Source organism: Mesorhizobium sp. M7A.F.Ca.US.014.04.1.1, assembly GCF_003998745.1.
In the GTDB taxonomy this organism is placed as follows: Bacteria; Pseudomonadota; Alphaproteobacteria; order Rhizobiales; family Rhizobiaceae; genus Mesorhizobium; species Mesorhizobium ciceri.
In genome coordinates this window covers 1-23,561 of sequence record NZ_RZRW01000022.1, presented here as the reverse complement: position 1 = coordinate 23,561, position 23,561 = coordinate 1, and the positions used below count along the sequence as shown (strand labels likewise).

Here is a 23,561-nt window from a genome sequence, read left to right as displayed (position 1 = left end):
TCAGCAATCACCGCCATCAGCGCCCGCTGCACCGCCTCGACGCCCTCGCCGGTGACCGCCGACAACAGCATCGGCGCGCGGCCGGCAGCGCGTTTCAGCGAGGCGACCTTCTTCTTGCGCGCATCGGCGTCGAGCGTGTCGACCTGGGAAAGCGCCAGGATCTCGACCTTGTCGGTGAGGCCATGGCCATAGGCGTCGAGCTCGGCTCGCACGGTCTTGTAGGCCTTGCCCGGATTTTCCTCCTGCGCCGAAACCAGATGCAGCAGCACACGCGTGCGCTCGACGTGGCCAAGGAAGCGATCGCCGATGCCGACGCCCTCATGCGCGCCTTCGATGAGGCCCGGAATGTCGGCGATGACGAATTCGCGCGCGTCGATGCGGGCAACGCCGAGGCCGGGATGCAGCGTCGTGAACGGATAGTCGGCGATCTTCGGCTTGGCTGCGGTGACCGCCGCCAGGAATGTCGACTTGCCGGCATTGGGCAGCCCGACCAGCCCGGCATCGGCGATCAGCTTCAGCCGCAGCCAGATGTTGAGCTCTTGCCCCGGCAGGCCGGGATTGGCGCGGCGCGGCGCCTGGTTCGTCGAGGTCTTGAAATGCTGGTTGCCGAAACCGCCATTGCCGCCCTTGGCCAGCAGAAAGCGCTGTCCGACCACGGTCAGGTCGCAGATCAGCGTCTCGTTGTCTTCTTCGAACACCTGCGTTCCGGCCGGCACTTTCAGCGTGACGTCGGCGCCCTTGGCGCCGGTCATGTTGCGGCCCATGCCGTGGACGCCGGTCTTGGCCTTGAAATGCTGCTGATACCGGTAGTCGATCAGCGTGTTCAGCCCGTCGACCGCCTCCAGCCAGACATCGCCGCCGCGGCCGCCGTCGCCGCCATCCGGCCCGCCGAACTCGATGAATTTTTCACGCCGGAACGACACCGAACCGGCGCCGCCGTCACCGGAGCGGATGTATACCTTGGCTTGATCGAGAAATTTCATGAGATTGTACAGTTTCTACTAGTGGCTTTGCGGCATTGCTCTAAACCTTGGCCCTTGCTCTAAACCAAGGCGCGGCGAAGGGCGAGGCCGTTTTGTGACAATGGCCATGTGGGGTTGGCCGGAGAGACGTCGGAATGAAGCTTGTAACCTACAACATCCAGTACGGCATCGGCCTCGACGGGCAGTACGATGTCGGGCGCATCGCCGATGCCGTGCGCGGCGCCGACGTGATCGCTTTGCAGGAGGTGACCCGCAACAATCCTCGGAATGGCGGCCGCGACATGGTCGCCGAGATCGGCGAGGCGCTGCCCGACTATTTCGCCGTCTATGGCAGCAATTTCGAGGCCAATATCGGTTCGCACATCGACAACGGCCGTGCCGTCACGAAAACCTTCCAGCTCGGCAACATGGTGCTGTCTAGGACGCCCATTCATCTGTCGCGCAACCTGCTTTTGCCGCGCAGCCGCAGCTTCGAGATGATGAACTTCCAGCGCGGCGCGCTGGAAGCGCTGATCGAGACGCCGCTTGGTTTCATCCGCTTCTATTCCATCCATCTCGATCACCGCAGCCCCCTCGAACGCGCCAGCCAGATCCAGTTCCTGCGCCAACGCATGCTGAACTATGCGCTCGAAGGCGGAGCACTGTCCGGCGTCGCCGAGATCGGCCTGCCGGAACTGCCGCATCCCGAAGCCTTTGTCGGCATGGGCGATTTCAACATGCTGGCCGGCTCACCCGAATATGTCGAACTCGCCGGCCGGCCGGACCATGAATTCGGCATGCCGCTGACCGCCGACTTCGCCGTCGATGCCGCCTTGCGGCTGAACGCCACCGGCGACGATCTCATCAGTTGGGTCGATCCCAAGCAACCCACCGATCCCAGCCGGCACAAGCGCATCGATTATATCTTTACCAGCGCTTCGCTTGCCAGATCCCTGCAGCGTCTGTGGGTCGACCGAAAGGCAGTCGGCTCGGACCATCTGCCGGTGTGGGTCGAACTGGGCTGATGGCCATTCATCTGGCGGCGTTTTCGCGTTCGACGATCGCCATCATGATCGTATCGCGGTATTCCCCGTCGACATGGACGGCATCGCGCTGCACGCCCTCCCTGACAAACCCGACCTTGTCGTAGAGAGAGATGGCGCGAGCATTGTCGGAATGCACGGAGAGTTCGATGCGGACGAAACCGGCCCTGCGCGCTTGCGCCAAGGTTGCATTGATGAGCCGCAGTCCAAGCCCTCGCCCCCGATAGGGAGGAACAATCCCCATCCCGAGGGAGCCGCGATGGGCATGGATGAGCCGATCATGGCGTGAGATGTCGCACCAGCCGACGACCTCGCCACGAACAACGGCCACGAACCCCGGATCGCCTCTCCCGATACGATCCATTGCGAAACTTCTGACTTGATCCAGCGGTGGCGCCTCAAGGAAGGACAAGTACTTTCGCTCACGCGCTACGACATCGAGCGCGCGATGAAAGCTTTCGATATCCCCAGGCGTCATCGGCGCGATCGCGGCCGTTTCAATATCGCTGCTGTCGACCATTGGTTTGACCGTCGTCATCCATCAGAAATGCACCCAGTTCCGCAGGCTGGTCCAGGTCTTGCGATCGAGCCGGTAGCGCTCGACGGGAACCTGGCCGGCGACGATCGAGTTCAGCATGCCCTGGCCGGCATACTGGAACCCGCACTTGTGGATGACGCGGCGCGAGGCCGGATTGATGACCCGCGTCGAGGCATGCAGGACCTGGATCGACGTCCTCTGGAAGGCGAGATCGACCAGCGCGTGCGCTGCTTCCGTCGCATAGCCCTTCTTCCAGTGCGGCTCGCCGATCCAGTAACCGAGCTCCAGCCCGCGATCGGTGGTGTTGAGGCCGGCGCAACCGACGAAGGTGTCGGTGCCGGCCAGCGTCAGGGCATAAGCAATGCCGGCCCGGCGCGATTTGGTCATGGCCAGGAAAGCGCGCGCCTCGGCCTCGCCATAGGGGTGCGGCATGCGTGCCAGCATTTCGGCGACATGGCGGTTGTCGGCAAGCTCGACCAGCTGCGCGATATCGCCCTCGTGGGGCGCCCGCATCACCAGCCGCTCGGTGACCAGCACCGGGCAGTCTATCGCGTAACTTTCGTCTTCTGAGTCTTCCGCTTCGGCAACCATTTGAAAGTCCTCCAGGCACAAGAAAAAGGGGAGATGGAAACCCATCTCCCCTGATCCTTTTCCTGGCTTTGCCAGACACCGGTTCCCGAGATGGGCGCCGGTGTTCTAGTGCGGAACCGGCTACTCCGCGGCTTTGGCAATCGGGTTGACCGATACGTAGGTTCGGCCGTTGGCTTTTTTGTTGAACGTCACGGCGCCGGTCTCGAGCGCAAAAAGCGTATGGTCCGTGCCCATGCCGACATTGACGCCGGGATGCCACGTGGTGCCGCGTTGACGAATGATGATGTTGCCCGGGATGACGGCTTCGCCGCCGAACTTCTTCACGCCCAGACGCTTGGAATGCGAGTCGCGACCGTTGCGCGACGAGCCGCCAGCTTTCTTGTGTGCCATCTAACTAACTCCGTTGCGCCGCAAGGCGCCTAAAAGGCCTTATGAACGCGTTCGCGTTCCGTTTCAAGTCCGATCCGGCGACCTGGTCGCCAGAAAATTACTTCGCCGCCAATTCCTTGGCCTGCTCGCGCCAGTCCTTGATCTGGTCGGCGCTGAAGGGCATGTGCTCGTCGATCTTGGCGACATCCTTGTCGGTCAGCTTGGCGAGCTGCGCGAAGGTGATGATGCCCTGCTCGTTGAGATCCTTGGCTGCGACCGGGCCGATGCCCTTGATCACGGTCAGATCGTCCGGCTCACCCTTGGGCGCCTTGAACAGCGGCGCTGCCGCGGTCTCGGCTGCCTTTGTCTCGGCTGCCTTGGCCTTGGGCTCCTTCTTCGGCGCGGCTTCCGCCTGCACCTCGGTGGCGGCCTCGGCCTTCACCTTCTTCGGCGCCTTGACCGCTGCCGTCTTCGTCGGCTTGGCGCCACCCAGCAGGATCTCGGAGATCCGCACGGTGGTCAAAAGCTGGCGATGGCCGATCTTGCGGCGCGAATTCTGCCGGCGGCGCTTCTTGAAGGCGATGACGGTGCGGTTCTTGCCCTGCTCGACGACTTCGGCGGTGACCACCGCGCCGTCGACGAACGGCGCGCCGAACGTGACATTCTCGCCTTCGCCATGTGCGAGGACGTGGCCGATCTCGACCATATCGCCGACAGCGGCTTCGAGTTTTTCGATCTTCAGGAGATCGTTGGCGGCAACGCGATACTGCTTGCCACCCGTTTTAATGACTGCGAACATTTTTTGCCTTTCGCTGTTCGGTCGGCCTTGATGAGCCGCCTCTGGCGGTTCAGCCGTCTTTTTGTCAGTCTGCGGGTTCAAAAAACAAGCGGCGCGGAAGAACCCTCCACGCCGATTGCGCGCTGTCCCTAACCGAAGGTTGAGTGCGAGTCAAGGCAAACAGCTGTTGTCGGGACTGTTGTTGGCGGCCGAAGGATCGAGCGTGTCAGCACGACTGCACGACGTGACCGTCGTCGAGGCAAGCACGCGTGACTGGTTACCAACCTACCCAGGCCTCGCCGCCGCTGAACCGTCGCGAATCCGCTGCTTGCCCGGCAAGCCAAATAACTGACGGATTGGCCTTGTAACCTGCCCGTTCAGCCGTTATCTAGTGCGCCGCGCCGGCAACGGCCGACCATGACCGCGGAGAGGTGGCAGAGTGGTCGAATGCACCGCACTCGAAATGCGGCATGGGTGCAAGCCCATCGGGGGTTCGAATCCCTCCCTCTCCGCCATTTAGCTTCCATAAAAATCCTTTCCTTTCAAAAGCTTCCTTGTTGCGCTTGACCAGCACGAAGCGAAACATATCTTAGACTGTGTAACAAACTGTGTAACATTAGAGAAAGATAATGCGACGTTCCGCAGCGCCAAAGCCGCATAAACGTGAAGGCATCTGGTATCTCGTCCGCAGGGTGCCGAAGGAATTCGCGGCGTTTGATCGCCGCTGCCTAGTACGCATTTCCACGGGCGTCGCCGTGGCTGACGATCCCCGCGGTGTACGGGCGCGAGATGCAGTGCAAAGCCTCGGCGCGGGGCTGGAGGCGTATTGGCGTAGACTGCGGGAAGGCCAATCCGCCGAGGCGGGGCTGCGTTTCGAAGCCGCGAGGAAGCGCGCGCGGTCATTTGGATTGGCCTATCGCACTAACGAGGAACTAGCAGCGGGGCCGCTCGACGAACTCATGGCCCGTATCAAGCTGCTCCTCGACAAAAAATCGATCGAGGACGCGCAGGACGTCTCGGCCGTCATGGGTGGGGAGAAGCGGCCAGCGGTCCGCCTGAGCGGTCTTATCAAGGAATTCGAGACGATCGAGCAACAGAACTTGCTGACCATGTCGCCCAACCAAATCAAGAAATGGCGTAACCCCAAAAAGCGCGCAGTTGCCAATCTGGTTGGAGTCATTGGCGACAAGGAGATCGCAAGCCTCACTCGGGACGACGCAATCGCGTTCCGCGAGTGGTGGCAAAAGCGGATCGTTGAGGATGGACTTGATATCGGTACGGCCAACAAGGACATCGGCCATGTTTCGAAAATGCTGCGCGTCGTCGATCTGACTCACCAGCTCAAGCTGGAGCCGGTTTTTCGAAACCTGCGTCTTTCCGGCGCCGTCCCCGGGCAACGCGCTGCGTTCACAGCGGAGTTCATTCAGGAGAAGATACTCGCTGAAGGCGCGCTCGACGGACTCAATGACGAAGCCCGCCATCTAATCTATGTGATTGCCGATACCGGACTCAGGCTTTCTGAAGCGGCAAACCTCACCACCGAAACAATCCACCTCGATCGAGAAATCCCGCATGTGCGGGTGCGCCCCAATGGCCGTCGCTTGAAGACCGGTCATTCAGCCCGTGACATTCCCTTGGTTGGCGGCGCACTTGCAGCCATCAAGCTCCATCCGGACGGCTTTCCTCGTTATCGCGACAAGGCCGCGTCACTTTCAGCGCTCGTCAACAAGGTGCTCGCCAGCAAGGAACTTCTGCCGACTTCCGAGCATAGTCTTTATAGCCTGCGACACACTTTCGAGGACCGGCTGACGGCAGTTGAGGCGCCGGAGAAGGTAATTGCTTCTCTGATGGGCCACAAATGGATCCGGCCCAAATACGGCGCGGGACCTTCGTTAGCGCAAAAGCGCGAGTGGCTCCAAAAAATCGCTTTTACCCCGCCCGGGCGAATGTGATTGCGGCGCCATCCAGGCCTTGAGAACCAACCTCACGGCTCCAGCTGTCCGAGCCATTTAGGTTGAGCGTGGCCAGCACGCGCTGCGCTCGCTCGCGATTTCCGAGCTTCCGCCGCATTTGTTCGACCTCGTATTCCAGCCTTTCGAAGGTCGGTATATAGGCATCTCCATGCCGGATGACCAAGTAGGCGGCAACAGCTAGACACCATTCTAGCTCCGTGGCCGATGGATCGGAAAAAGGGGCGACGCCATACCAAGACGAGCAACGCCTCTCGAGGGCTTCCGAACTAGGCAAACGGCCAGCATGTGGCATGGGAAAGAAACCTATGCCTGATCGACGAACCTAAAGTGCTCACGAAGCTTGACCGGTACGCGGGCCATCGGAGGGTTCTGCCTAAAACCGCCAAAAATTTTGAAACACCCATTCATCCGGCTCGAATTCAAAGGGATCGGCGATTTTTGGGTTATGGCTTGCAAGCATAGTTCAGCCCAGACAAGAACGCCTGATATCTTGTCGTGCACTGTCACCCTGCCAAATATGGTGCCGGCGACAACGGCAGTTTGGCGAGCAGAAGAATTCCCGAGACTGAGACGTTCTACGGCTTGGCCCATGTTCGCGCTCCTCCTCGATTGGAGACAGGATGGGCCATATGGAAGCGAATAAAAGGAGGTTGGTGACGAGTCTCGGTAGTGGAGTAGAAACGGGTGGAAAAGCTTGCGCTATTCGCCATCGGCGCCGCTAAGCGCATTTGAGAGAAGGGGCAGCGATCGCCAAGAGATGACGTCCGATCGCAAGCCGGCTAGAAATGCGACAGTGACGCGCCTTTTTTGGCACGACCTTAGCACCCGATCGGGCCTCAGCTGGTCGTCGTTGCGCAGCCGATCGGGTGCGATTTTTATAAAGCTCTCTTGGCTTTAGCTTTGAGAGCCCGTCATCGAGACAAATGCAAGGGAACGGTCCGCCCCCTGGGGACATTCGACATGCCGTGGCAGCTTCCTATGGTGAGCCAGCGCATTCCGATACACGTTTTCCGCGCTCTACCGTTGCTCCAGCACCTGTGCTGAGGCTGAGCGCTTGATCAGGACCCGACCGCTGCTGTTGCGGGATGGTGACTGGGTTGAGGTCGCGAAGACCTTGACCGCGGGTACGTTGTTCATCCCGATGAGCGCTGAGCCGAGAAGCAGCCAAGAACGCTTCCCGTAATCGAATCCTACGGGAACCGCGAAACCAGCGTCCAAAGGACGCAATTCTCCGACGTCGTTCACTCAAGCTCATCTCGCAACTTGAACGCTTGTATGAAGCCGCTGCATGTGCGCCGGTGGACCGGATTGCTGCTATCCAAACCACGTGCTCAGTTTCGCCCCCGTAATAACTCTACCGTCCGAAACGGCTTTCGCGCGTCAGGTCCACCCCACATGAAAGTTCCGCGAGCAGCACGGACGGAGAGGCCGGTCACAACTCCTTCGCGTGCTCTTTTACTACCGAATCAAGTGCCAAATGGAGAGGCACTGCCTTAGAGAACAGGAAGCCCTGCGCGGTTCTGCAGCCAAGCTTGTACAGAGTTTGCCGATCTGCCTCTGTTTCAACGCCCTCGGCCATGACCTCGATCCCGAGCGTCCTACCAAGATCAATCACCGCTTTGACAAGCAGCCGATTCTCCCGGGACTTGGCTAAGCCGCGAACGAAGCCCTGATCTATTTTCACCTTCCTGATCCGACTGTCCTTGAGCGATGCCAACGTCGAAAAACCGGTGCCGAAGTCATCGAGCGCGATAGAAATGCCAGCATGTGAAAGCCGGGCGAGCTTTTCATCCACTCTGTCCGGATCCACTGGGGCTTCTTCGGTAATCTCGATGTCGAACATCGTTGCAGGGAGGTCTTTTGCCGCCAGACCATTAAGAATCATCTCGTCAATATCGCCAGCTTCCAACTCGCACGGTGAAACATTCATCGCCACACGAACATCACGACGGTCAGCTTTGACCAAGCCCTCGATAAGAGCGCAACAGTCGGCGAATACCGTTTGAGTTAGCAGCTGAAGCATTCCAGTTTCGCGTGCCGCTGTCATGATCTCGGGCGGAGAAATGGGACCGTGAAGCGGGTGAGACCATCTTAGCAAGGCTTCAAAACTGACGACGGCTTCAGTTTCGAGTCTTACGATTGGCTGAAACCAAGCGACCAAGCTTCTCATCGTTATCGCCGAATGAAGATCGCGTTCGATTGACTGGCGGCGTTGCAACTCCCGGGCTAGCTCGGCATCGAACAGACAAAATTCATTCCTGCCGCGGCGCTTAGCTGTGTAAAGGGCGATGTCGGCCCGCAACAACATTTCCGTTAGTCCGGGGTTTTCAGCCAAGTAGATTCCTATAGACGCTCCAATGCGGACTGATGCGATCCCAGGATAGGGGCGAGCAAGCTTGGCTATGAGATTGGACGCGAGATTGGTGGGAGAAGGAGAATTCTTTCGCGAAGAAAAAACCAGCACGAATTCATCCCCACCGATGCGGGCGAGCGTTGAGCCCTCCGGTGCTTCTTCCTCTATTCGGCGGGCGATCCTGGCAAGCAGCTCGTCACCCGTTCTGTGACCGTAGGTATCGTTGACAGATTTGAACCCGTCCAGATCAATCAGCATGGCCACAAAGGGTCCATCGGTGTTCTCAAACTGATCGATTGCATGTTCGAGGCCCCGCCTGTTGAGGAGCGCGGTAAGATGGTCCTCCCTGGAATTGCGCTCCATTTCCGCGGCAAGCCGCTCGGCTTGATGTCTCAGGCGGCTCGCGTCACGGAAGCGCGCTTGTCCAACGAACGAGGATCGAACCAGGCCGCCCTCGAAAAGCAGGACGGCAAAAGCCAGAATGTAGTTTTCCGGGGCTCCCTTCGTCAGCAAACATGCGGCGGCAATGAGGAGTGGCGGTGTGATGAAGCATATCGCTGCCGCAGCATATGAGCTGCCGTACGTGACCGCGCCAGCTGAAATGCCCGCCAGAATTATTAGATGCAGCGATGCTTGAGACGTCGTGTATCCAGCCGTTAGGACGGCAAGGAATGACCAGGTGAATCCCGCCAGAAGAGCAAGCCTGCCAAACCAGCGAAGCCGCAGCCAAACCCGTGTCAGATCATCCTGGACTCCGGGTTCCTTCAGCTGATGACGGGCGAGTGCAAGGCGGGCGGCATTTATCGCATTAACGACCGAAAACCAGGCCGCGCCAGCAAGACCGTTCCCGGAAAGGGCCTGCACGGTCAAAATCAGCCCGGACAGCACAATGCTTATCGGCATTGAGACGAAAAGGCCTGCCCTCAGATCAGCGAGCTGGTCCTGAAGGATTCTCGCCTCCAGCGGATCTTCTTTTTCCAAGGCTGGACGGGTCAGCTTGCTTACTCCTGCTTGTCCGCAGCCTATGCAGCCCCCCTGAAGGACGGGTTAATTCTTCAATCGGAGATCAGCGTCGGGGAGCAGGATTACTCCGGTGCATCATGCACTCTCTCATCGCTCGCCCAGCACGCGCAAAAATGCGACTGCTGGTGCAGTATCACCGCTGGAGCTCCGCCGAAATCCCATGCCGGACAAGGGGAACATGTTGGGCAAAGCGAAGCCCCAGATGCCTTGCAAGCCGTGCCGCCAGGTGGTCTCTGGAGTAGAGTCCAACCAATATGTTCGTTGCATGGTAGAGCGGCGCCGCCGACAGGCGCAGCCGCCTTTCGTATATATGCAGCATGTCGGGGTCGCCAACATTGCGGCCGTCGCGGCACGCAGTCATGATTCCACGGGCGAGTTGCTTCTGGCTGCTGAGACCGATGTTGAATCCGTGAGCGGTCACCGGGTGCATGCCGATGGCAGCGTCGCCGATGAGTGCGGCGCTCGGCGCCCGGAATTTGTGCGCCCAGGTCGTGACCAGCGGATAGGTGTGGCGCTTGCTTGCCAAGGTCATTTTTCCAAGGCGCCCTCGACACCGTTTCGTCAACTCCGACAGGAACAAATCATCATCGAAGGCAAGCAGTCTATAGGCCTCGTTTGAGCGCAATGTGAGCAGCAGCGACGACATGCCCTCCGCGAGGGGCAATATCGCTATCGTCTGATGGTGATCGAACCATTCGATGGCGATCTGGTGGTGGGCGCGCTCGTGCCTCACTCGGCAAATCAGCATCGAGTGGCCAAGCCGGTTGATATCGGCGCCGATGCCTAGCAGATCACGCGTGGCGGACAAACGCGAATCCGCGGCAACAACCAGCCGAGCAGTTAAACGCGCGCCATTAGAGAGCGTTACGACTGCTCCTTCTTGGCTGTTTGTTGCATCGACGACCGAGTGGCCGCACAACAGCCGGGCGCGATCCTGCAAGCGGACGATTTTGAACAGCGCCTCGCGGATCCGGCAATTTGGAACCAAAACCCCCAGCGGTTCTCCAGAGTTGCTGGGAGGATCGAAACGAAGAGCGAATGCGCTCGAGCCGTTGAGCACGCGCGCGCCTTGAAGTGCTGATTTGTCCGAAGCCGGGATGACATCCCAGGCGCCGAGCTCGCGAAGGGTTCTGATCGAAGCGTTGGTCAGCGCGATTTCGCGACCATCGAAAGCCGGATTCGCCAGACTATCGAATGTGTTCTGTTCAACAACTGCCACCTTGAGTTCGCTTTGGGCAAGCGACGCAGCGAACGAAAGGCCGACCGGGCCGGCTCCAACGACAACGATGTCAAAATTATCGTCAGAGCCCATCAGCGTGCCGCCATCCGGTCGCCTATCCTCGTGTAACGGTGGAACTGAGCCGAGTGACATGAGCTCCGTGCCCGCCGCATTGCCTAAAGGCGCTGGGCCGGGAGATTCGCATCGATCGGCAACGAAGCACTCAAAGCGCTCAGAGGTGGATGCGGCTAACCGATCCCGCCCTTTCGCCGCGCAGCCGCGCAGATCGCCGCCAGCAAGCGAGACACTCGCGACGCTGGTCAGCGACGGCCGCGCCGCATCGATCGCCACATTCCACCTGGAACCCTTGCGCATACTACTCACGCTCCACGACGTCGAAGCGGGCTCTCTTGCGAGGGTGAGGGTATCGAACGTAGCGCTCTCTCTCGTCATCCCAGCCAAGGTAGCGGAAACTTTTATCCACGACCGCGCATATCTCATCAAGAACCTGCTGCATGGCTTCGATGTCGATGTCCTTGCAATTCAGTCGCCGATAGAGCAAAGCCCACGCGGCGACATAGTCGTCGAAATAGCGCGCGTCACTCGAACCAATGATCAACTTCGGACGGTTGATCGATTTCGAAAACGCACGTCCCAACCCCGATGATGCTCCGCAGCACGTTGACATCACGAGGATCTTCGGCGCTGGATGCGAGCCCTGGAACATTTTTACGAAGTCAGCCCAAAGAAGGCCACTTCGCCCACTGGACGAAGCGATCCCGTCACCATTGCCGTGCCCGGCGATGTGAAGCACGTCGCACTCCGCCTCCATCGCTCGTACTACAGCCTCACCAAATTTCGTTCGGTTCAACGCCATTTGGAGCTCCGCGCGGATGTTGACAGCCTTTAACAAGTGCTGCACGATCGGTCCCTCTTGCCTGTCGGCGAAGTAGTCATTTGCATTGTGGCAGTCGATGATGTGTACGGTGTTCATGGTACTCCAGCCGCTTGTTCGTTCATCGTCGTGACGAGCGGACACCACGCGCGCGGAACCGCGTGACGTGCGCTGGGTTCCGGTACCGTCGCATAGCCTCAAGGCGCGGGCCGGGAATCGGGATGGATCGGCAACGACGCACACAACCCATCAAAGGCGAAAGCTGTTGATCGGCCCCCTGTCCGCGCAAGCCACGCGGATGGTCAGCCAGCAAGCGAGATACACACGACGCCGGTCAGCTAATGGCTGCGCCGTAAGCACAAGGCATGGCCGACCACACGACAGAAAACCCAGAACCGTGAAGGTGCTGATAATGACGACCAATCTTTCCGTAAGTCATGCATTTCTCCGTCGAAGACTGGTCAATAGACCACGCCGATGAGTATGACCCTGATCTGGATCAGCCAGACATGACCAATCGGCACTGGCGGTTCACGGTCAGGTGATCGACCGTGACGTTCCACTTTGGAACCCGTGCGCACATTGCCAAGCTCTCGTCCGGCCACGCGAGGTACTCTCGTGGCATCACACGCCTCATACTGGGTGCAATGGGAGGCAGTCCTTCGCACGACAGAGGCTTTTCACAAATGTAGTGTGCAGCTTAGGTCAAGATGGTCATGGAGCATGGAGCATGGAGCATGGAGCATGGAGCATGGACAGCTTGTTCCCGACCGAGCCGGCTCGACTGACGAGCGCGATCCGCGCATCTTATGCACAGCGGATTGAAATCAGCGTTCCGGTTTGTCGTCCCGATCAATTAGTATCCGCTCGGCGGCTCCGTCGAGATCTTCGTATTGACCGCTTCGCAATGCCCAGACGAAGCCGGACACACCCAGTGCACCCAGAAAAAGGGCCACTGGTATGAGATAGAGCAACGTCGTCACGAGGATTATGCCGAATAGCTGACTGCGGAGCGTCCGACTTTTTGAATAACTTGCAGCGTCGCATTCGCCCCGAAGCCGTGCAAGCGCAATGCGTTTCCAATAACAAGCACCGATGAGGCAGACATGGCAATCGCCGCTAACAAAGGCGTGGCGTGGCCCAGGATGGCGATCGGCACGGCGACGGCATTGTAGACGATCGCAATCGCGATGTTCTGGCGGATCAGGTGTCCCGCCTTGCGCGAGACGTCCAGCGCGAGAGGCACTGCCAGAAGGCTTTCGCGCAGGAATACGAAGTCGGCGGCATTGCGGCCAATGTCGGCGGCGGTGGCCGGAGCGATCGAGACATGCGCCGCGCTCAGCGCCGGCGTGTCGTTGAGGCCGTCGCCAACCATCAGAACCTTGTGTCCGTCTTTCGCCAGGGTCTCGATGCGCTCGACCTTGCCCGACGGCAGCAGGCACGGAACGAAGTCCTCGACACCCAGCATTCTTGCAACTTCACCGCAGGCACCTGCGGTATCGCCCGACAGCATTTGCATCGACACCCCAGTATCGTTCAATCGCTTGATCGCCGCCGCCGCGTCGGCGCGCAGCGCATCCTCGAAATCGAAGGTCGCGACAATGAACCCGTCTTTTGTCAGCACCGTTCCGCCATAGCCATGGTTGCCTTCACCACCGGTCCGGGCCTTCCATCCAGCCCATCCGCGTCGACCCAGCCGCCAGATGCTTCCGGCGACAGTGGCTTCGATCCCGAACCCCGGATGCTCTGTGACGGCATCGAATTTGTGTTGCCCGCCAGGAGCGGCAAAGCCGGTTATGGCCTTTGAAAACGGGTGGCGCGAGTGCGCGGCCATGTCTGCCGCGATTGCCAGCATGGCCGGATCGATCGACGATGCATTGAGGAGCCGGGGCTGGCCGAGCGTGAGCGTTCCGGTCTTGTCGAACACTGCTGTATCAATCGTCGCCAGGCGCTCCATGGCCGAACCGTCCTTGACCATGATGCCGTTCTCGAACAGGCGCCGCGCGGCGACCACCTGCACGATCGGCACGGCGAGGCCGAGCGCGCACGGGCAGGTGATGATCAGAACGGCAATGGCGATCGTCATCGCCCGGTGCCAGTCGCCCGTCGCCGCCATCCAACCCAGGAATGTCACGAAGGCGGTGAGATGAACCACGGGCGCGTAGAGTGCCGACACGCGATCAGCGATGCGGCGATAGTGCGCGCGACCGCCCTCTGCGGCTTCCATCAGCCGAACCATTTCGGCGAGGAACGAATCCTTCGCGGCGGCGGTCGCCTCGATCGTCAGCGGGCCGGTAAGATTGAGCACGCCGGCCTGCACGGCTTCGCCCGGCGCCACGTTTTTCGGCGCGCTTTCGCCTGAGGCCAGCGAGCAGTCGAGATCAGACGCTCCGTGGATGATCTTGCCGTCGACGGGGATCCTTTCACCGGCCGCGATCAGCAGCTGCATCCCCGGTTCGATCTCGCCAACCGGCAGATAGTCGCGCGCGCCATCGCCGCGCAGCACCATGGCGCCGCGTGCGGCCAGCTGCGACAGGCCTTTCACCGCGGTGCGGGCACGTTCGCGCATCACGTGATCCAGCGTCCTGCCGATCAAAAGGAAAAAAAGCAGCGAAACCGACGCGTCGAAATAGGCGTGGTCGCCATGGTTGATCGTCTCATAGAGGCTCATGGCGTAAGCGAGCGACACTCCGACCGCGATCGGCACGTCCATGTTCATGCGGCCGTGGCGCAGTGCATTCCAGGCCGAGCGGAAGAAGATGCCGCCGGCGAAGGCGAGCGCTGGGATGGCGATCAATGCGGAGACCCAGTGAAACAGGTCGCGGGTAGCCCCTTCGGCCCCGGACCAGACAGAGACCGAAAGCAGCATGATATTGCCCGCCGCGAACCCGGCAACCGCGACGGCGCGGATCAACTCCGAAAGCGTCCTGTCCTTTTCATCAATCTCGGGGGCGAAGAGATGCGCCTGGTAGCCGAGCCGTCCAAGCGCGGCGACGAACGGTGGAACCTCGTCGCCACGCCAGCGGACCGAGACCCGTTTCGTCGACAGGTTGACGCGGGCGCTCTCGACGCGATCGAGCGTTCCCAACGCCGTCTCGATCGTCTGGATACAAGCTGCGCAATGAACGCTCGGCACCGAAAGATCGGTTTGGCGGAGATCATCTCCAAGCGATCGGCTCGCCAGCCTGATCTCTTGACTAGACGGCAGGACCGACGTGGTGCTGCCCAGATCAAGCGCCATTTCGGCGCCCGGTGCACAACAACTCATTTCAGCGCTCCATGGGAAATCATGATCCTGCGGACTTCGCGGTAGGGCTCGGCCAGACCGGCGTCAGCGTCGACTTCGACGATCCAGACGCCATCCTTCGGCATGTGCTGGGCTGCGAATTCCTGGCCGGAGGCGAGGGCGAGGTTGACCGCCTTGTCCTCTTTCTCGTAGGCGGGATGGCGAAACAGCACCTTGACGCCATGCAAGGCAATCGGCTTGCCGACGGCGTCGGTAAGGCTATAGCGGACCTCGCCCCATGCGATGGTCAGCTTGCCGGTCCAGCCGAGCGCTGCCTGCGCCCGCCCCTCCTCGGCCTTCTTGTTGAACTGCTGGCTCGCCACATAGGTGTTTTCGACGACAAGGCCGGTCCAGCTCGTGTTGGCGAGCGTTGCCATCGTCAGATTGACCGCGATGACCACCCCGAAAAAGGCTAGGATGATGGCCAGCATGTGCCTGCCGGTGAATACGCGGGGTTTTTCAGCGTTAGCGGTCATCTGGCAGTCTCCGGCGCGTTGAAGGTGGCGGTGTATTCGTCCGCCTCGAAGCTCGCCTTGTCCTCGACACGGAACTTGAAGGTCTGCGCTGTGCCCTGGATTTGATCCGCCGGCTGGCGCACGAAGACCTTCAGCATTTTCAGGCGGTCGGGTTCGACCGGAATGGCAAAAGAACGGCCTTCCGGGATGTCGTCGCCGACCACGCTCATCTCGGCGCCCTGCAAGCCTTGAATCGCGACAACGATCGTCCTTGGCTCGGGGATCATGTTGAGCAGCTTGACGGTGTAGCCGTTGCGGATCGAGCCGTCGGACAGCGTGACAAATTGCGGATTGCGATCATGCAGCACGTTGACTTCGAGCCGATCGCGCGTCAGCAGCGAATAGAGCAGACCCAGGCCGATCAGCGACCAGATACCCATGTAGACGTAGGTGCGTGGCCGAAAGATCTTGCGGATATGGAAATGCGCCACCTTGTCGGAGAACAGGCCATCAGCGGTCCTGACCTGCGACGGGTTGACTGAACTGGAGCCGCCCGCGGTCGCCAGCATCATGTTGGCGTTGTAGTCGGACAGTGTCGCATAGGAGATCAGCCCGCGCTCCTTGCCGAGCTTGTCCATGACCCCGTCGCAGGCGTCTATGCACAGCGCGCAGGTGATGCATTCCATCTGCTGGCCATCGCGGATGTCGATCCCCATCGGGCAGACCGCGACGCAGGCATTGCAGTCGACGCAGTCACCGACCGGCAGCCCTGCGGCAAGGACCTTCTTGGCGTGGCGAGAACGCGGTTCGCCGCGCCAGTCATTGTAGGTGACGGTGAGAGAACTTTCGTCGAGCATCGCTGCCTGGATGCGCGGCCATGGGCACATGTAGGTGCAGACCTGCTCGCGCATCAGACCGCCGAACGTGTAGGTGGTAGCCGTCAGCACGGCGACAGTGATGTAGGCGACGGGTGGCGCGGTGCCGGTGAAGAGTTCGCCAACCAGCGTCGGCGCATCGGCAAAATAGAAAATCCAGGCGCCGCCGGTCGCCGCACCGATGACCAGCCAGACGGCGTGCTTCGATAAGCGCAGCATCAGCTTGCGGGCGGTCCAGGGGCCTGCATCGAGTTTCATGCGAGCGTTACGGTCGCCCTCTATCGCACGTTCGACGACGAGGAACAGATCGACCCACACCGTCTGAGGGCATGCATAGCCGCACCAGGCACGGCCGACAGTCGAGGTGATCAGGAAAAGACCGACGCCCGCCATGACCAGGAGGCCGGCCACATAGAAGAATTCCTGGGGCCATATCTCGATGAAGAAGAAGTAGAAGCGCCGGTTCGCGAGATCGAGCAGGACTGCCTGGTCCGGGGCAAATGGACCGCGAGCCCAAGGCAGCCACGCAGCCAGGTAATAGATGCCAAGTGTGATCGTCATCACCAGCCATTTGAAGCGACGAAAGTTGCCCGAGGCGCGCTTCGGAAAGATCTTTTGACGCGCGGCATAAAGCGGCTTGCGGGTTTTGGCGGAATTGACAGTTTCTGTTTCGAGCCCTGTCAACTGCGTCTTGTCACGCATGTGCAACTCCACTTTCCCAGCCAATGTCAGGGGCACCTGTCGTAAAGCCTCGCCGTAGGATAGCCTTGCCGGGTTGTGCAGATCGCATTAGGGATGGTGTCGAGGCCCGGCTCACGCCGGGCCTCGTCCGCTTGGCAGGGGGGACCGAAGAATAGGACCTTCCATTCCTATTCTCCGCCGCCAAGCGAATGGACATAAACTGCAAGTTCCTTGACCTTGATCTCGCCGAGACGGCCAACCCAGGCCGGCATGACGCCCTGTTTTGGCGCACGGACCTGTGCGGCGATGGCTGTCTCACCGGATCCATAGAGCCAGATCGCATCGGTCAGGTCGGGGGCGCCGAATTCCCTGTTGCCTTTTGCATTGTCGCCGTGACAGGCCACGCAATTCTCGGCAAAGACCTTGGCGCCGGGTTGGATCAGACTTGCATCGCGGACCTTGCCGGAAAGGCTGGCCACGTAGGCGCTGACTTGTGCGATCTGGTCGGCGGTAATGATGTCGCCGAAGGCCGGCATTTCCGACAGGCGCGTGTCCGGATCGGATGCGAAGCGGATGCCGTGCGTAATCGTCTGCTGGATCTGCTCGGCCTTGCCGCCCCACAGCCAGTCGTCGTCGTTGAGATTGGGAAAGCCCTTGGAACCCTGGGCGCCGGAGCCATGACATTGTACGCAATTGACCTTGAAAGCGGCGCCACCGGCGGCGATTGCGAATTCGCGCAGGCCGTCGTCCGCGGCGATTTCCGAGACGCTCTTGGACTCCACCGCCGAGATATATTTGCCCTTGGCGGCCTCAGCCGCGGTCAGCTCGTTCCTGACCTCGTTGCGGCTGGAATAGCCGAGCACACCCGTTGTCGCCGAGTGCAACAGAGGCCATGCTGGATAGGCAATGGTGTAGCCTATCGCCCAGACAATGGTGACGTAAAAAGTGATAACCCACCATCTGGGAAGCGGGTTGTTCAGCTCCCGGATACCATCCCATTCGTGGCCGGTGGTCGAGACGCCAGAGATTTCATCGATATGCTCGTCGCTCATGATCACTCGTCCTCGAGCGGAATGCGGGCCGCTTCGTCGGCCAGCCTTCGGCTGCCGGGGCGTAGGGCAAAGGCGATGCACCCCACGAAGAACAGCGCCATCGCAACCAGGCCCCAGCTGTCGGCAAACGCCCGCATCAAATTGTAGGTCATCAGCGTTCTCCTCAGCGGTAGCCGGCGGCTTCGTCGTAATTTTTGAAGTCGACCAGTGTGCCAAGCATCTGCAGGTAGGCGAGCAGGGCATCCATTTCGGTGACCTGTTGCGGGTTGCCGTCGAAGTCGCCGATCTTGGCTTTTGGGTAACGCGCCTCAAGGCCTGATGTGTCGGCATTGGGATCGGCCTGCGCCGCCAGATCCGCATTGGCGTGGGCGATCATGTCATCGGTGTAAGGGACGGCTACAAGCCTGTTGGCGACCAGATGCGTCGAGAAATCCTTCACGTCGATCGGCGTGTCTTTCAGGAACCCATAGCTCGGCATGATCGATTCCGGCACCACCGAGCGCGGGTCGGTAAGATGCGCGACATGCCATGCATTCGAGTAGCGGTCGCCAACTCTGGCGAGATCCGGCCCGGTGCGCTTCGATCCCCACTGGAAGGGGTGATCGTACATGGACTCGGCAGCCAGGCTGTAGTGGCCATAGCGCTCAACTTCGTCGCGGAACGGCCTGATCATCTGGCTATGACAGAGGTAGCAGCCCTCGCGCATATAGATGTTGCGCCCGACAAGTTCGAGCGGCGAATAGGGGCGCATGCCTTCCACCTTCTCGATCGTGTTGTCGAGATAGAAGAGAGGCGCGATCTCGACGATGCCGCCGACCGTCACCACGAGCAGCGAGCCAACGAGAAGAAGCGTGGCGTTCTTCTCGATGATTGCGTGTTTGTCCATCAAGCCCATTACCTGGCTCCTGATCGCGCAGGTCGGATGGCGACGGGGCTCGGCATCGGCTCCTCCTCGCGCTGGTGGCCGAGGATGGTCCTGGTGATGTTCCAGGCCATGATCAGGGCGCCGGAGAGGTACATGGCGCCGCCGATGGCGCGCAGGACATAGTAGGGGTGCATGGCGGCGACGGTTTCGGCGAAGGAGTAGACCAGGAAGCCCTGCTCGCCATATTCGCGCCACATCAGGCCCTGCATGATGCCGGACACCCACATCACCGCGGCGTAGACGACGATCCCGAGTGTCGCCAGCCAGAAGTGCCAGGTGACGAGCCTCAGCGAGTAGAGCCGTTGACGGTTCCAGAGCTTCGGGACCATGTAGTAGATCGCGCCGAACGAGATCATGCCGACCCAGCCGAGCGCACCCGAATGGACGTGCCCGATGGTCCAGTCGGTATAATGCGACAGCGAATTGACCGCCCGGATCGCCATGATGGGGCCTTCGAAGGTCGACATGCCATAGAAGGCGACGGCCATCACCATCATGCGGATGATCGGATCGGTGCGCAGCTTGTCCCAGGCGCCGGACAGCGTCATCAGGCCGTTGATCATGCCGCCCCAGGACGGCATCCACAGCATGATCGAGAACACCATGCCGAGCGTCTGCGCCCAATCGGGCAAGGCGGTGTAGTGCAGGTGATGCGGCCCGGCCCAGATGTAGAGAAAGATGATAGCCCAGAAATGGACGATCGACAGCCGGTACGAATAGACTGGCCGGTTCGCCTGCTTGGGCACGAAATAATACATCATGCCGAGGAAGCCGGCGGTGAGAAAGAAGCCGACCGCGTTGTGGCCGTACCACCATTGCGTCAAGGCGTCCTGGACCCCTGAAAAGGCGGAGTAGCTCTTGGAGCCCGGGAACGAGACTGGTATGGACAGGTTGTTGACCACATGCAGCATCGCGATGGTCACGATGAACGACAGGTAGAACCAGTTGGCCACGTAGATATGCGGTTCCTTGCGCTTCAGGATCGTGCCAAGGAACAGAATGAGGTAGGCGACCCAGACGATGGTCAGCCAGACATCCACATACCATTCGGGTTCGGCGTACTCGCGGCCCTCGGTGATGCCGAGCAGGTAGCCGGTCGCGGCCATGACGATGAACAGCTGGTAGCCCCAGAAGACGAACCAGGCGAGATCACGGCCGAAGAGGCGCGCGCGGCAGGTGCGCTGCACGACATACAGAGACGTGCAAAGCAGCGCGTTGCCGCCGAAGGCGAAAACGACACCGGATGTGTGCAACGGCCGCAAACGACCGAAATTGAACCAGGGCTGGATGTTGAGATCGGGGTAGGCGAGCTGCAGCGCGATCACCACGCCGACCAGCATGCCGACGACACCCCAGAACACGGTGGCGATCGCGCCGTAGCGGATCGGACCATCCATGTAAGCGGATGGGTCAATCGGAGCTGCTGGCCTGAACTCCGTGTTGCGCAACAGGATCGCAGTGAAACCAGCCACTGCGAAGAACAACACCCACATGTGTCGGCGGAAAGGTTCATCCACGCCGAAGCCGGCGGCCACCAGGGCCGCAAAAGCGAACACGCTTAGAAGGACGATCTCTGTGCCGAATTTCATTGCAGATCCCGATCTCGAATCTGGTGGATGCCAAATCCGCAGCGCACTAATCGCGCAGCCGCCGCCCCCTCGCCCTGATCTATGTCAGGCCGCACGATTTTGTGCGGCGCAATCAGCAGGTGGCGAATGAACGAGGAACGCAGCGCGGGCTCACTCCCTCATGGAAGGCGTTCCCTGGGTTGGGCGGGCGCAGACGCGATCGCTGAGGCGAAAGCTGAGGCTCTGCGCGCGTTGGATGCTATTGCCGATGCCCTGCCAAACGTTGTTCGGATCCCATTGGAAACGAACGCGATCGTTCCGCCGAGCCGTGGCAGATTAAGGACCATGCTTCGCCGGTATGTGCCGAAACACACCTGGCGATTGGTCACGTTCCTATCAAAGCCCGAAAGCTGTTTGTCTCGACAACCGTGACGCCGCTTCGTCGAAGGCGCGGCGACATCGCATTAAAAGGCAAACACGGCCCGCCCCGGAGTCATGCGACATGGCCTCGCCGCTTAGGGCCGCTCGCGTCCGCCGCCACAGCGCTTCTCCAGACGGCTTATGCTGTCCACCGTCACATGGCGTGCGTTCTCAATCCGAATCACCCCGTCAGCCCGCAATCGCGTCAGTTGGCGGCTCACGGTCTCGCTGGTGATTCCAAGGAAATCAGACATTTCGGCACGCGTCAGCGGCAGATCGAAGGAGGCCGACCCGGAAGCCGCATCGAGACTGGAATCGATATTCCGGGCCATCATGAGGAGAAAAGTCGCCACCTTTTCCGGAGCTGTCTTGCGCCCCAGCGTCACCATCCACTCGCGCGCCTCATCGAGTTCATTCAGCGTCTGTTTGAGCAGGCGATGCTCGAATTCCCGTGACGCCTTCATCATCCGTTCGACGGCCGCTCGCGGAAACGAACACAGCGTGACTGCTGTTGCCGCTTCCGCATTGATCGAGCTTTCCTCCTTGAAAGGACGTCCCAGAAAATCCGGTGCAAACTGGAGACCGACGATCTGCTGGCGCCCATCCGACAGGCTCTTTGATAGCTTTACCACGCCTGAAAGCACGTTGGAGTAGCTGTCGACGTTCTGTGCCTCGCCGGTCAACTCCATTCCTGACTCGATCCGGCGACGCGAGCAAGTCTTGGCGAGCCCAACCAAATTGTCTGGATCGAGCGCACCGCAGACACCGCGACGCCGTGCCTCGCAAGGGAAGCAAAGAACAGGAATGCCGGAACTATGAATGTCTTGCCGAAAGGTCATGCGTTCGCCTTACCCGATCCTAACTGCCGGCAGGATACCCATCCAGGGTAGAGAAATCCTGCGGCGGTTTGTCCATGAGCGCGGCTGATCGAGATCAGGGTCTGCTTCAGCGATGCGTGCAGTGTTCCGGCGGGCAACACGGTGAACGCGAGATGCAATCGGAAATAGCTGTCAAACTCAGCGAGAACGTCCCACGCTACACCAGCTATCCGACGGCGCCGCATTTCCATTCGGGGATCGATGCTGCCATTTACCGTGGCTGGTTGGAGACGCTGGAAAGCGGCGACGAAATCTCGCTGTACCTGCACATTCCTTACTGCGACAAGCTCTGCTGGTTCTGCGCCTGCCACACCAAGCAGACGCACCAATATGAGCCGGTGGCCGCTTATCTGCGCTCGCTGAATGCCGAAATCGTCACGATTGCCGGTCTGGTGAGCGGCAAGGCACATGTCCGTGCAATCCACTTCGGTGGCGGTTCGCCAACTATTCTGAGGCCCGATGATATGGTTGCTCTTGGAGCGGCCTTGCGGGACAGCTTCGACCTTCTCCCGGATGCTACGGTCAGCATCGAAATCGAAACCAACGACATGGACAAGGCGCGCCTTGATGCACTTGCTCAAATCGGCGTAACGCGGGCGAGCCTCGGCGTGCAGGATTTCGATCCGCAAGTGCAAAAAGCAATTAATCGTGAGCAGAGTTTTTTGCAGACCAAGGCAGTCGTCGACGGGGTTCGTTCGCGGGGCGTCGAATCGGTCAATCTGGACCTGCTCTACGGGCTCCCGAATCAGACACGCGAGACGATCTGTTCCACGGTGGCGCAGGCACTGACCTTGGAGCCAGACCGGATGGCCCTGTTCGGCTACGCACATGTGCCCTGGTTCAAGAAGCATCAGACGATGATCGACGAGGCATGGCTGCCGAGTCCCACTGAGCGTTTCGCCCAATCTCAACTCGCGGCGCGGGCAATTGTCGCCAAGGGATATGAGGCAATAGGACTCGATCATTTCGCGAAGCCCGACGATGCGCTGGCCATAGCGGCCCGCGCAGGGGTTTTGCATCGCAATTTTCAGGGCTACACTGAGGATCGCTGCCCGACACTGATCGGACTTGGCCCTTCGTCCATCGGTCGTTTTCGCCAAGGCTACGTGCAGAACATGGCTTCGACTGCCGGGTACGGGCGCATGGTTGCGGATGGCGGGTTGGCTGCCGTCCGCGGCGTTGCCCTTTCCGACGACGATCGCGTCCGTGGCTGGATCATCGAGCGGCTGATGTGTGATTTTGCCTTCTCGGCAGTCGACCTGGTGGAGCGGTTCGGCAAAGCCGGCGAGCAGCTCCTTCATCGCTCGAGGTCCATCGCACTCCACGATCCTGCCCGAGCGCTTGAATTCGATGGTGACAGTTTCCTCGTACGGACTGAAAGTCGCCCCTTCATTCGAACCATCGCGGCCAAGTTCGATACATATTTCAAAGGGGGAACGGCGAGGCACTCGGTGGCGGTCTGAGCAAAGCACAGTGCGCTCGCCGTTTGGTCGATCGGCGAACCAGCTGCGTTCGTTTTGACCGCTCATAGGCGACTACCGCATCAAATCGTCGACCGTGAACAATCCGAGCCCTAAGCGGCGACCGGCTTCGGCCGGATTTGAAGCAGGGCAATCAAGAGCGACAAAAACCCCTTCAGCCACCTGAGCAGGAGGGAGAAGTTGTAGCCGGCGGCGG

20 protein-coding genes and 1 tRNA gene are annotated in these 23,561 nt (G+C 60.3%); 4 read left to right on the top strand and 17 right to left on the bottom strand.

Features of this window, described 5'->3' with window-relative positions:
- The coding region (gene obgE, locus EOA22_RS03025) for a GTPase ObgE (RefSeq protein ID WP_127389833.1) at nucleotides 1-983 on the bottom strand (983 nt) is incomplete at its 3' end.
- Nucleotides 984-1,117: 134 nt separating this feature from the next.
- On the opposite strand from obgE, the gene EOA22_RS03020 reads away from it, so the two are divergent.
- Nucleotides 1,118-1,987 (top strand): endonuclease/exonuclease/phosphatase family protein, encoded by an 870-nt coding sequence (locus tag EOA22_RS03020; protein WP_013529066.1) that lies wholly within the window; start codon nucleotides 1,118-1,120, stop codon nucleotides 1,985-1,987.
- Between the two features lie 7 nt (nucleotides 1,988-1,994).
- Here EOA22_RS03020 and EOA22_RS03015 read toward each other — a convergent pair whose 3' ends face one another.
- The 4 genes from EOA22_RS03015 to EOA22_RS03000 form a co-directional block, all read right to left on the bottom strand.
- Complete coding sequence (locus EOA22_RS03015; protein WP_027163447.1) at nucleotides 1,995-2,525, bottom strand: GNAT family protein; 531 nt, start codon at nucleotides 2,523-2,525, stop codon at nucleotides 1,995-1,997.
- A 21-nt stretch (nucleotides 2,526-2,546) separates the two neighbouring features.
- Entirely contained in the window at nucleotides 2,547-3,134 is a 588-nt protein-coding gene (locus tag EOA22_RS03010; protein WP_024502874.1) for a GNAT family protein, read from the bottom strand.
- A gap of 120 nt (nucleotides 3,135-3,254) precedes the next feature.
- Nucleotides 3,255-3,524: a 50S ribosomal protein L27 gene (rpmA, locus tag EOA22_RS03005; protein WP_013529063.1), complete on the bottom strand. Its 270-nt coding sequence runs from the start codon at nucleotides 3,522-3,524 to the stop codon at nucleotides 3,255-3,257.
- A gap of 97 nt (nucleotides 3,525-3,621) precedes the next feature.
- Complete coding sequence (locus tag EOA22_RS03000; protein ID WP_013529062.1) at nucleotides 3,622-4,302, bottom strand: 50S ribosomal protein L21; 681 nt, start codon at nucleotides 4,300-4,302, stop codon at nucleotides 3,622-3,624.
- Nucleotides 4,303-4,706: 404 nt separating this feature from the next.
- Here EOA22_RS03000 and EOA22_RS02995 point away from each other — a divergent pair.
- Together EOA22_RS02995 and EOA22_RS02990 are read left to right on the top strand one after the other, a co-directional pair.
- Nucleotides 4,707-4,796: transfer RNA gene (locus EOA22_RS02995), tRNA-Ser, on the top strand.
- 114 nt (nucleotides 4,797-4,910) lie between these two features.
- The gene (locus tag EOA22_RS02990; protein WP_063169217.1) at nucleotides 4,911-6,233 is read left to right on the top strand and encodes an integrase; all 1,323 of its coding nucleotides are present in this window, start codon (nucleotides 4,911-4,913) and stop codon (nucleotides 6,231-6,233) included.
- Between the two features lie 1,453 nt (nucleotides 6,234-7,686).
- On the opposite strand, the gene EOA22_RS02985 is transcribed toward EOA22_RS02990, so the two are convergent.
- The 12 genes from EOA22_RS02985 to EOA22_RS02930 all read right to left on the bottom strand — a co-directional run bounded on the left by EOA22_RS02985 (nucleotide 7,687) and on the right by EOA22_RS02930 (nucleotide 21,845).
- Nucleotides 7,687-9,588 carry an EAL domain-containing protein gene (locus EOA22_RS02985; RefSeq protein WP_082826564.1) on the bottom strand — a complete coding sequence of 634 codons (1,902 nt, stop codon included), beginning with the start codon at nucleotides 9,586-9,588 and terminating at the stop codon, nucleotides 7,687-7,689.
- Between the two features lie 175 nt (nucleotides 9,589-9,763).
- Nucleotides 9,764-10,945: a 5-demethoxyubiquinol-8 5-hydroxylase UbiM gene (gene ubiM / locus EOA22_RS02980; protein ID WP_024502870.1), complete on the bottom strand. Its 1,182-nt coding sequence runs from the start codon at nucleotides 10,943-10,945 to the stop codon at nucleotides 9,764-9,766.
- A 280-nt stretch (nucleotides 10,946-11,225) separates the two neighbouring features.
- A complete protein-coding gene (locus tag EOA22_RS02975; protein ID WP_063169219.1) occupies nucleotides 11,226-11,843 on the bottom strand; it encodes a hypothetical protein in 618 nt (205 codons plus the stop codon).
- Nucleotides 11,844-12,571: 728 nt separating this feature from the next.
- A complete protein-coding gene (ccoS, locus tag EOA22_RS02970; RefSeq protein ID WP_081714250.1) occupies nucleotides 12,572-12,727 on the bottom strand; it encodes a cbb3-type cytochrome oxidase assembly protein CcoS in 156 nt (51 codons plus the stop codon).
- 5 nt (nucleotides 12,728-12,732) lie between these two features.
- Nucleotides 12,733-15,012 carry a cation-translocating P-type ATPase gene (locus EOA22_RS02965; protein WP_127389832.1) on the bottom strand — a complete coding sequence of 760 codons (2,280 nt, stop codon included), beginning with the start codon at nucleotides 15,010-15,012 and terminating at the stop codon, nucleotides 12,733-12,735.
- A complete protein-coding gene (locus tag EOA22_RS02960) occupies nucleotides 15,009-15,506 on the bottom strand; it encodes a FixH family protein (RefSeq protein WP_063169221.1) in 498 nt (165 codons plus the stop codon). Before EOA22_RS02960 ends, EOA22_RS02965 begins: the two co-directional genes overlap by 4 nt.
- Nucleotides 15,503-17,062 carry a cytochrome c oxidase accessory protein CcoG gene (ccoG, locus tag EOA22_RS02955; protein WP_063169222.1) on the bottom strand — a complete coding sequence of 520 codons (1,560 nt, stop codon included), beginning with the start codon at nucleotides 17,060-17,062 and terminating at the stop codon, nucleotides 15,503-15,505. Before ccoG ends, EOA22_RS02960 begins: the two co-directional genes overlap by 4 nt.
- 167 nt (nucleotides 17,063-17,229) lie before the next feature.
- A complete protein-coding gene (gene ccoP, locus EOA22_RS02950; RefSeq protein ID WP_063169223.1) occupies nucleotides 17,230-18,093 on the bottom strand; it encodes a cytochrome-c oxidase, cbb3-type subunit III in 864 nt (287 codons plus the stop codon).
- Between the two features lie 2 nt (nucleotides 18,094-18,095).
- Nucleotides 18,096-18,245: a cbb3-type cytochrome c oxidase subunit 3 gene (locus EOA22_RS02945; protein ID WP_024502864.1), complete on the bottom strand. Its 150-nt coding sequence runs from the start codon at nucleotides 18,243-18,245 to the stop codon at nucleotides 18,096-18,098.
- Between the two features lie 11 nt (nucleotides 18,246-18,256).
- Complete coding sequence (gene ccoO, locus EOA22_RS02940; RefSeq protein WP_063169224.1) at nucleotides 18,257-18,988, bottom strand: cytochrome-c oxidase, cbb3-type subunit II; 732 nt, start codon at nucleotides 18,986-18,988, stop codon at nucleotides 18,257-18,259.
- Nucleotides 18,988-20,607: a cytochrome-c oxidase, cbb3-type subunit I gene (gene ccoN, locus EOA22_RS02935; protein ID WP_063169225.1), complete on the bottom strand. Its 1,620-nt coding sequence runs from the start codon at nucleotides 20,605-20,607 to the stop codon at nucleotides 18,988-18,990. Before ccoN ends, ccoO begins: the two co-directional genes overlap by 1 nt.
- Nucleotides 20,608-21,101: 494 nt before the next feature.
- Nucleotides 21,102-21,845: a Crp/Fnr family transcriptional regulator gene (locus EOA22_RS02930; RefSeq protein WP_024502861.1), complete on the bottom strand. Its 744-nt coding sequence runs from the start codon at nucleotides 21,843-21,845 to the stop codon at nucleotides 21,102-21,104.
- A 152-nt stretch (nucleotides 21,846-21,997) separates the two neighbouring features.
- On the opposite strand from EOA22_RS02930, the gene hemN reads away from it, so the two are divergent.
- Nucleotides 21,998-23,347 (top strand): oxygen-independent coproporphyrinogen III oxidase, encoded by a 1,350-nt coding sequence (hemN, locus tag EOA22_RS02925; protein ID WP_063169226.1) that lies wholly within the window; start codon nucleotides 21,998-22,000, stop codon nucleotides 23,345-23,347.
- Nucleotides 23,348-23,561: the final 214 nt, after the last annotated feature.

Coding starts and splice junctions, on each gene's coding strand:
- EOA22_RS03020 (WP_013529066.1), top strand. CDS start 1,118: ATGAAGCTTGTAACCTACAACATCCAGTACGGCATCGGCCTCGACGGG.
- EOA22_RS03015 (WP_027163447.1), bottom strand. CDS start 2,525: ATGGTCGACAGCAGCGATATTGAAACGGCCGCGATCGCGCCGATGACG.
- EOA22_RS03010 (WP_024502874.1), bottom strand. CDS start 3,134: ATGGTTGCCGAAGCGGAAGACTCAGAAGACGAAAGTTACGCGATAGAC.
- rpmA (WP_013529063.1), bottom strand. CDS start 3,524: ATGGCACACAAGAAAGCTGGCGGCTCGTCGCGCAACGGTCGCGACTCG.
- EOA22_RS03000 (WP_013529062.1), bottom strand. CDS start 4,302: ATGTTCGCAGTCATTAAAACGGGTGGCAAGCAGTATCGCGTTGCCGCC.
- EOA22_RS02990 (WP_063169217.1), top strand. CDS start 4,911: ATGCGACGTTCCGCAGCGCCAAAGCCGCATAAACGTGAAGGCATCTGG.
- EOA22_RS02975 (WP_063169219.1), bottom strand. CDS start 11,843: ATGAACACCGTACACATCATCGACTGCCACAATGCAAATGACTACTTC.
- EOA22_RS02965 (WP_127389832.1), bottom strand. CDS start 15,012: ATGAGTTGTTGTGCACCGGGCGCCGAAATGGCGCTTGATCTGGGCAGC.
- EOA22_RS02960 (WP_063169221.1), bottom strand. CDS start 15,506: ATGACCGCTAACGCTGAAAAACCCCGCGTATTCACCGGCAGGCACATG.
- ccoG (WP_063169222.1), bottom strand. CDS start 17,062: ATGCGTGACAAGACGCAGTTGACAGGGCTCGAAACAGAAACTGTCAAT.
- ccoP (WP_063169223.1), bottom strand. CDS start 18,093: ATGAGCGACGAGCATATCGATGAAATCTCTGGCGTCTCGACCACCGGC.
- EOA22_RS02945 (WP_024502864.1), bottom strand. CDS start 18,245: ATGACCTACAATTTGATGCGGGCGTTTGCCGACAGCTGGGGCCTGGTT.
- ccoO (WP_063169224.1), bottom strand. CDS start 18,988: ATGGGCTTGATGGACAAACACGCAATCATCGAGAAGAACGCCACGCTT.
- ccoN (WP_063169225.1), bottom strand. CDS start 20,607: ATGAAATTCGGCACAGAGATCGTCCTTCTAAGCGTGTTCGCTTTTGCG.
- EOA22_RS02930 (WP_024502861.1), bottom strand. CDS start 21,845: ATGACCTTTCGGCAAGACATTCATAGTTCCGGCATTCCTGTTCTTTGC.
- hemN (WP_063169226.1), top strand. CDS start 21,998: ATGCAATCGGAAATAGCTGTCAAACTCAGCGAGAACGTCCCACGCTAC.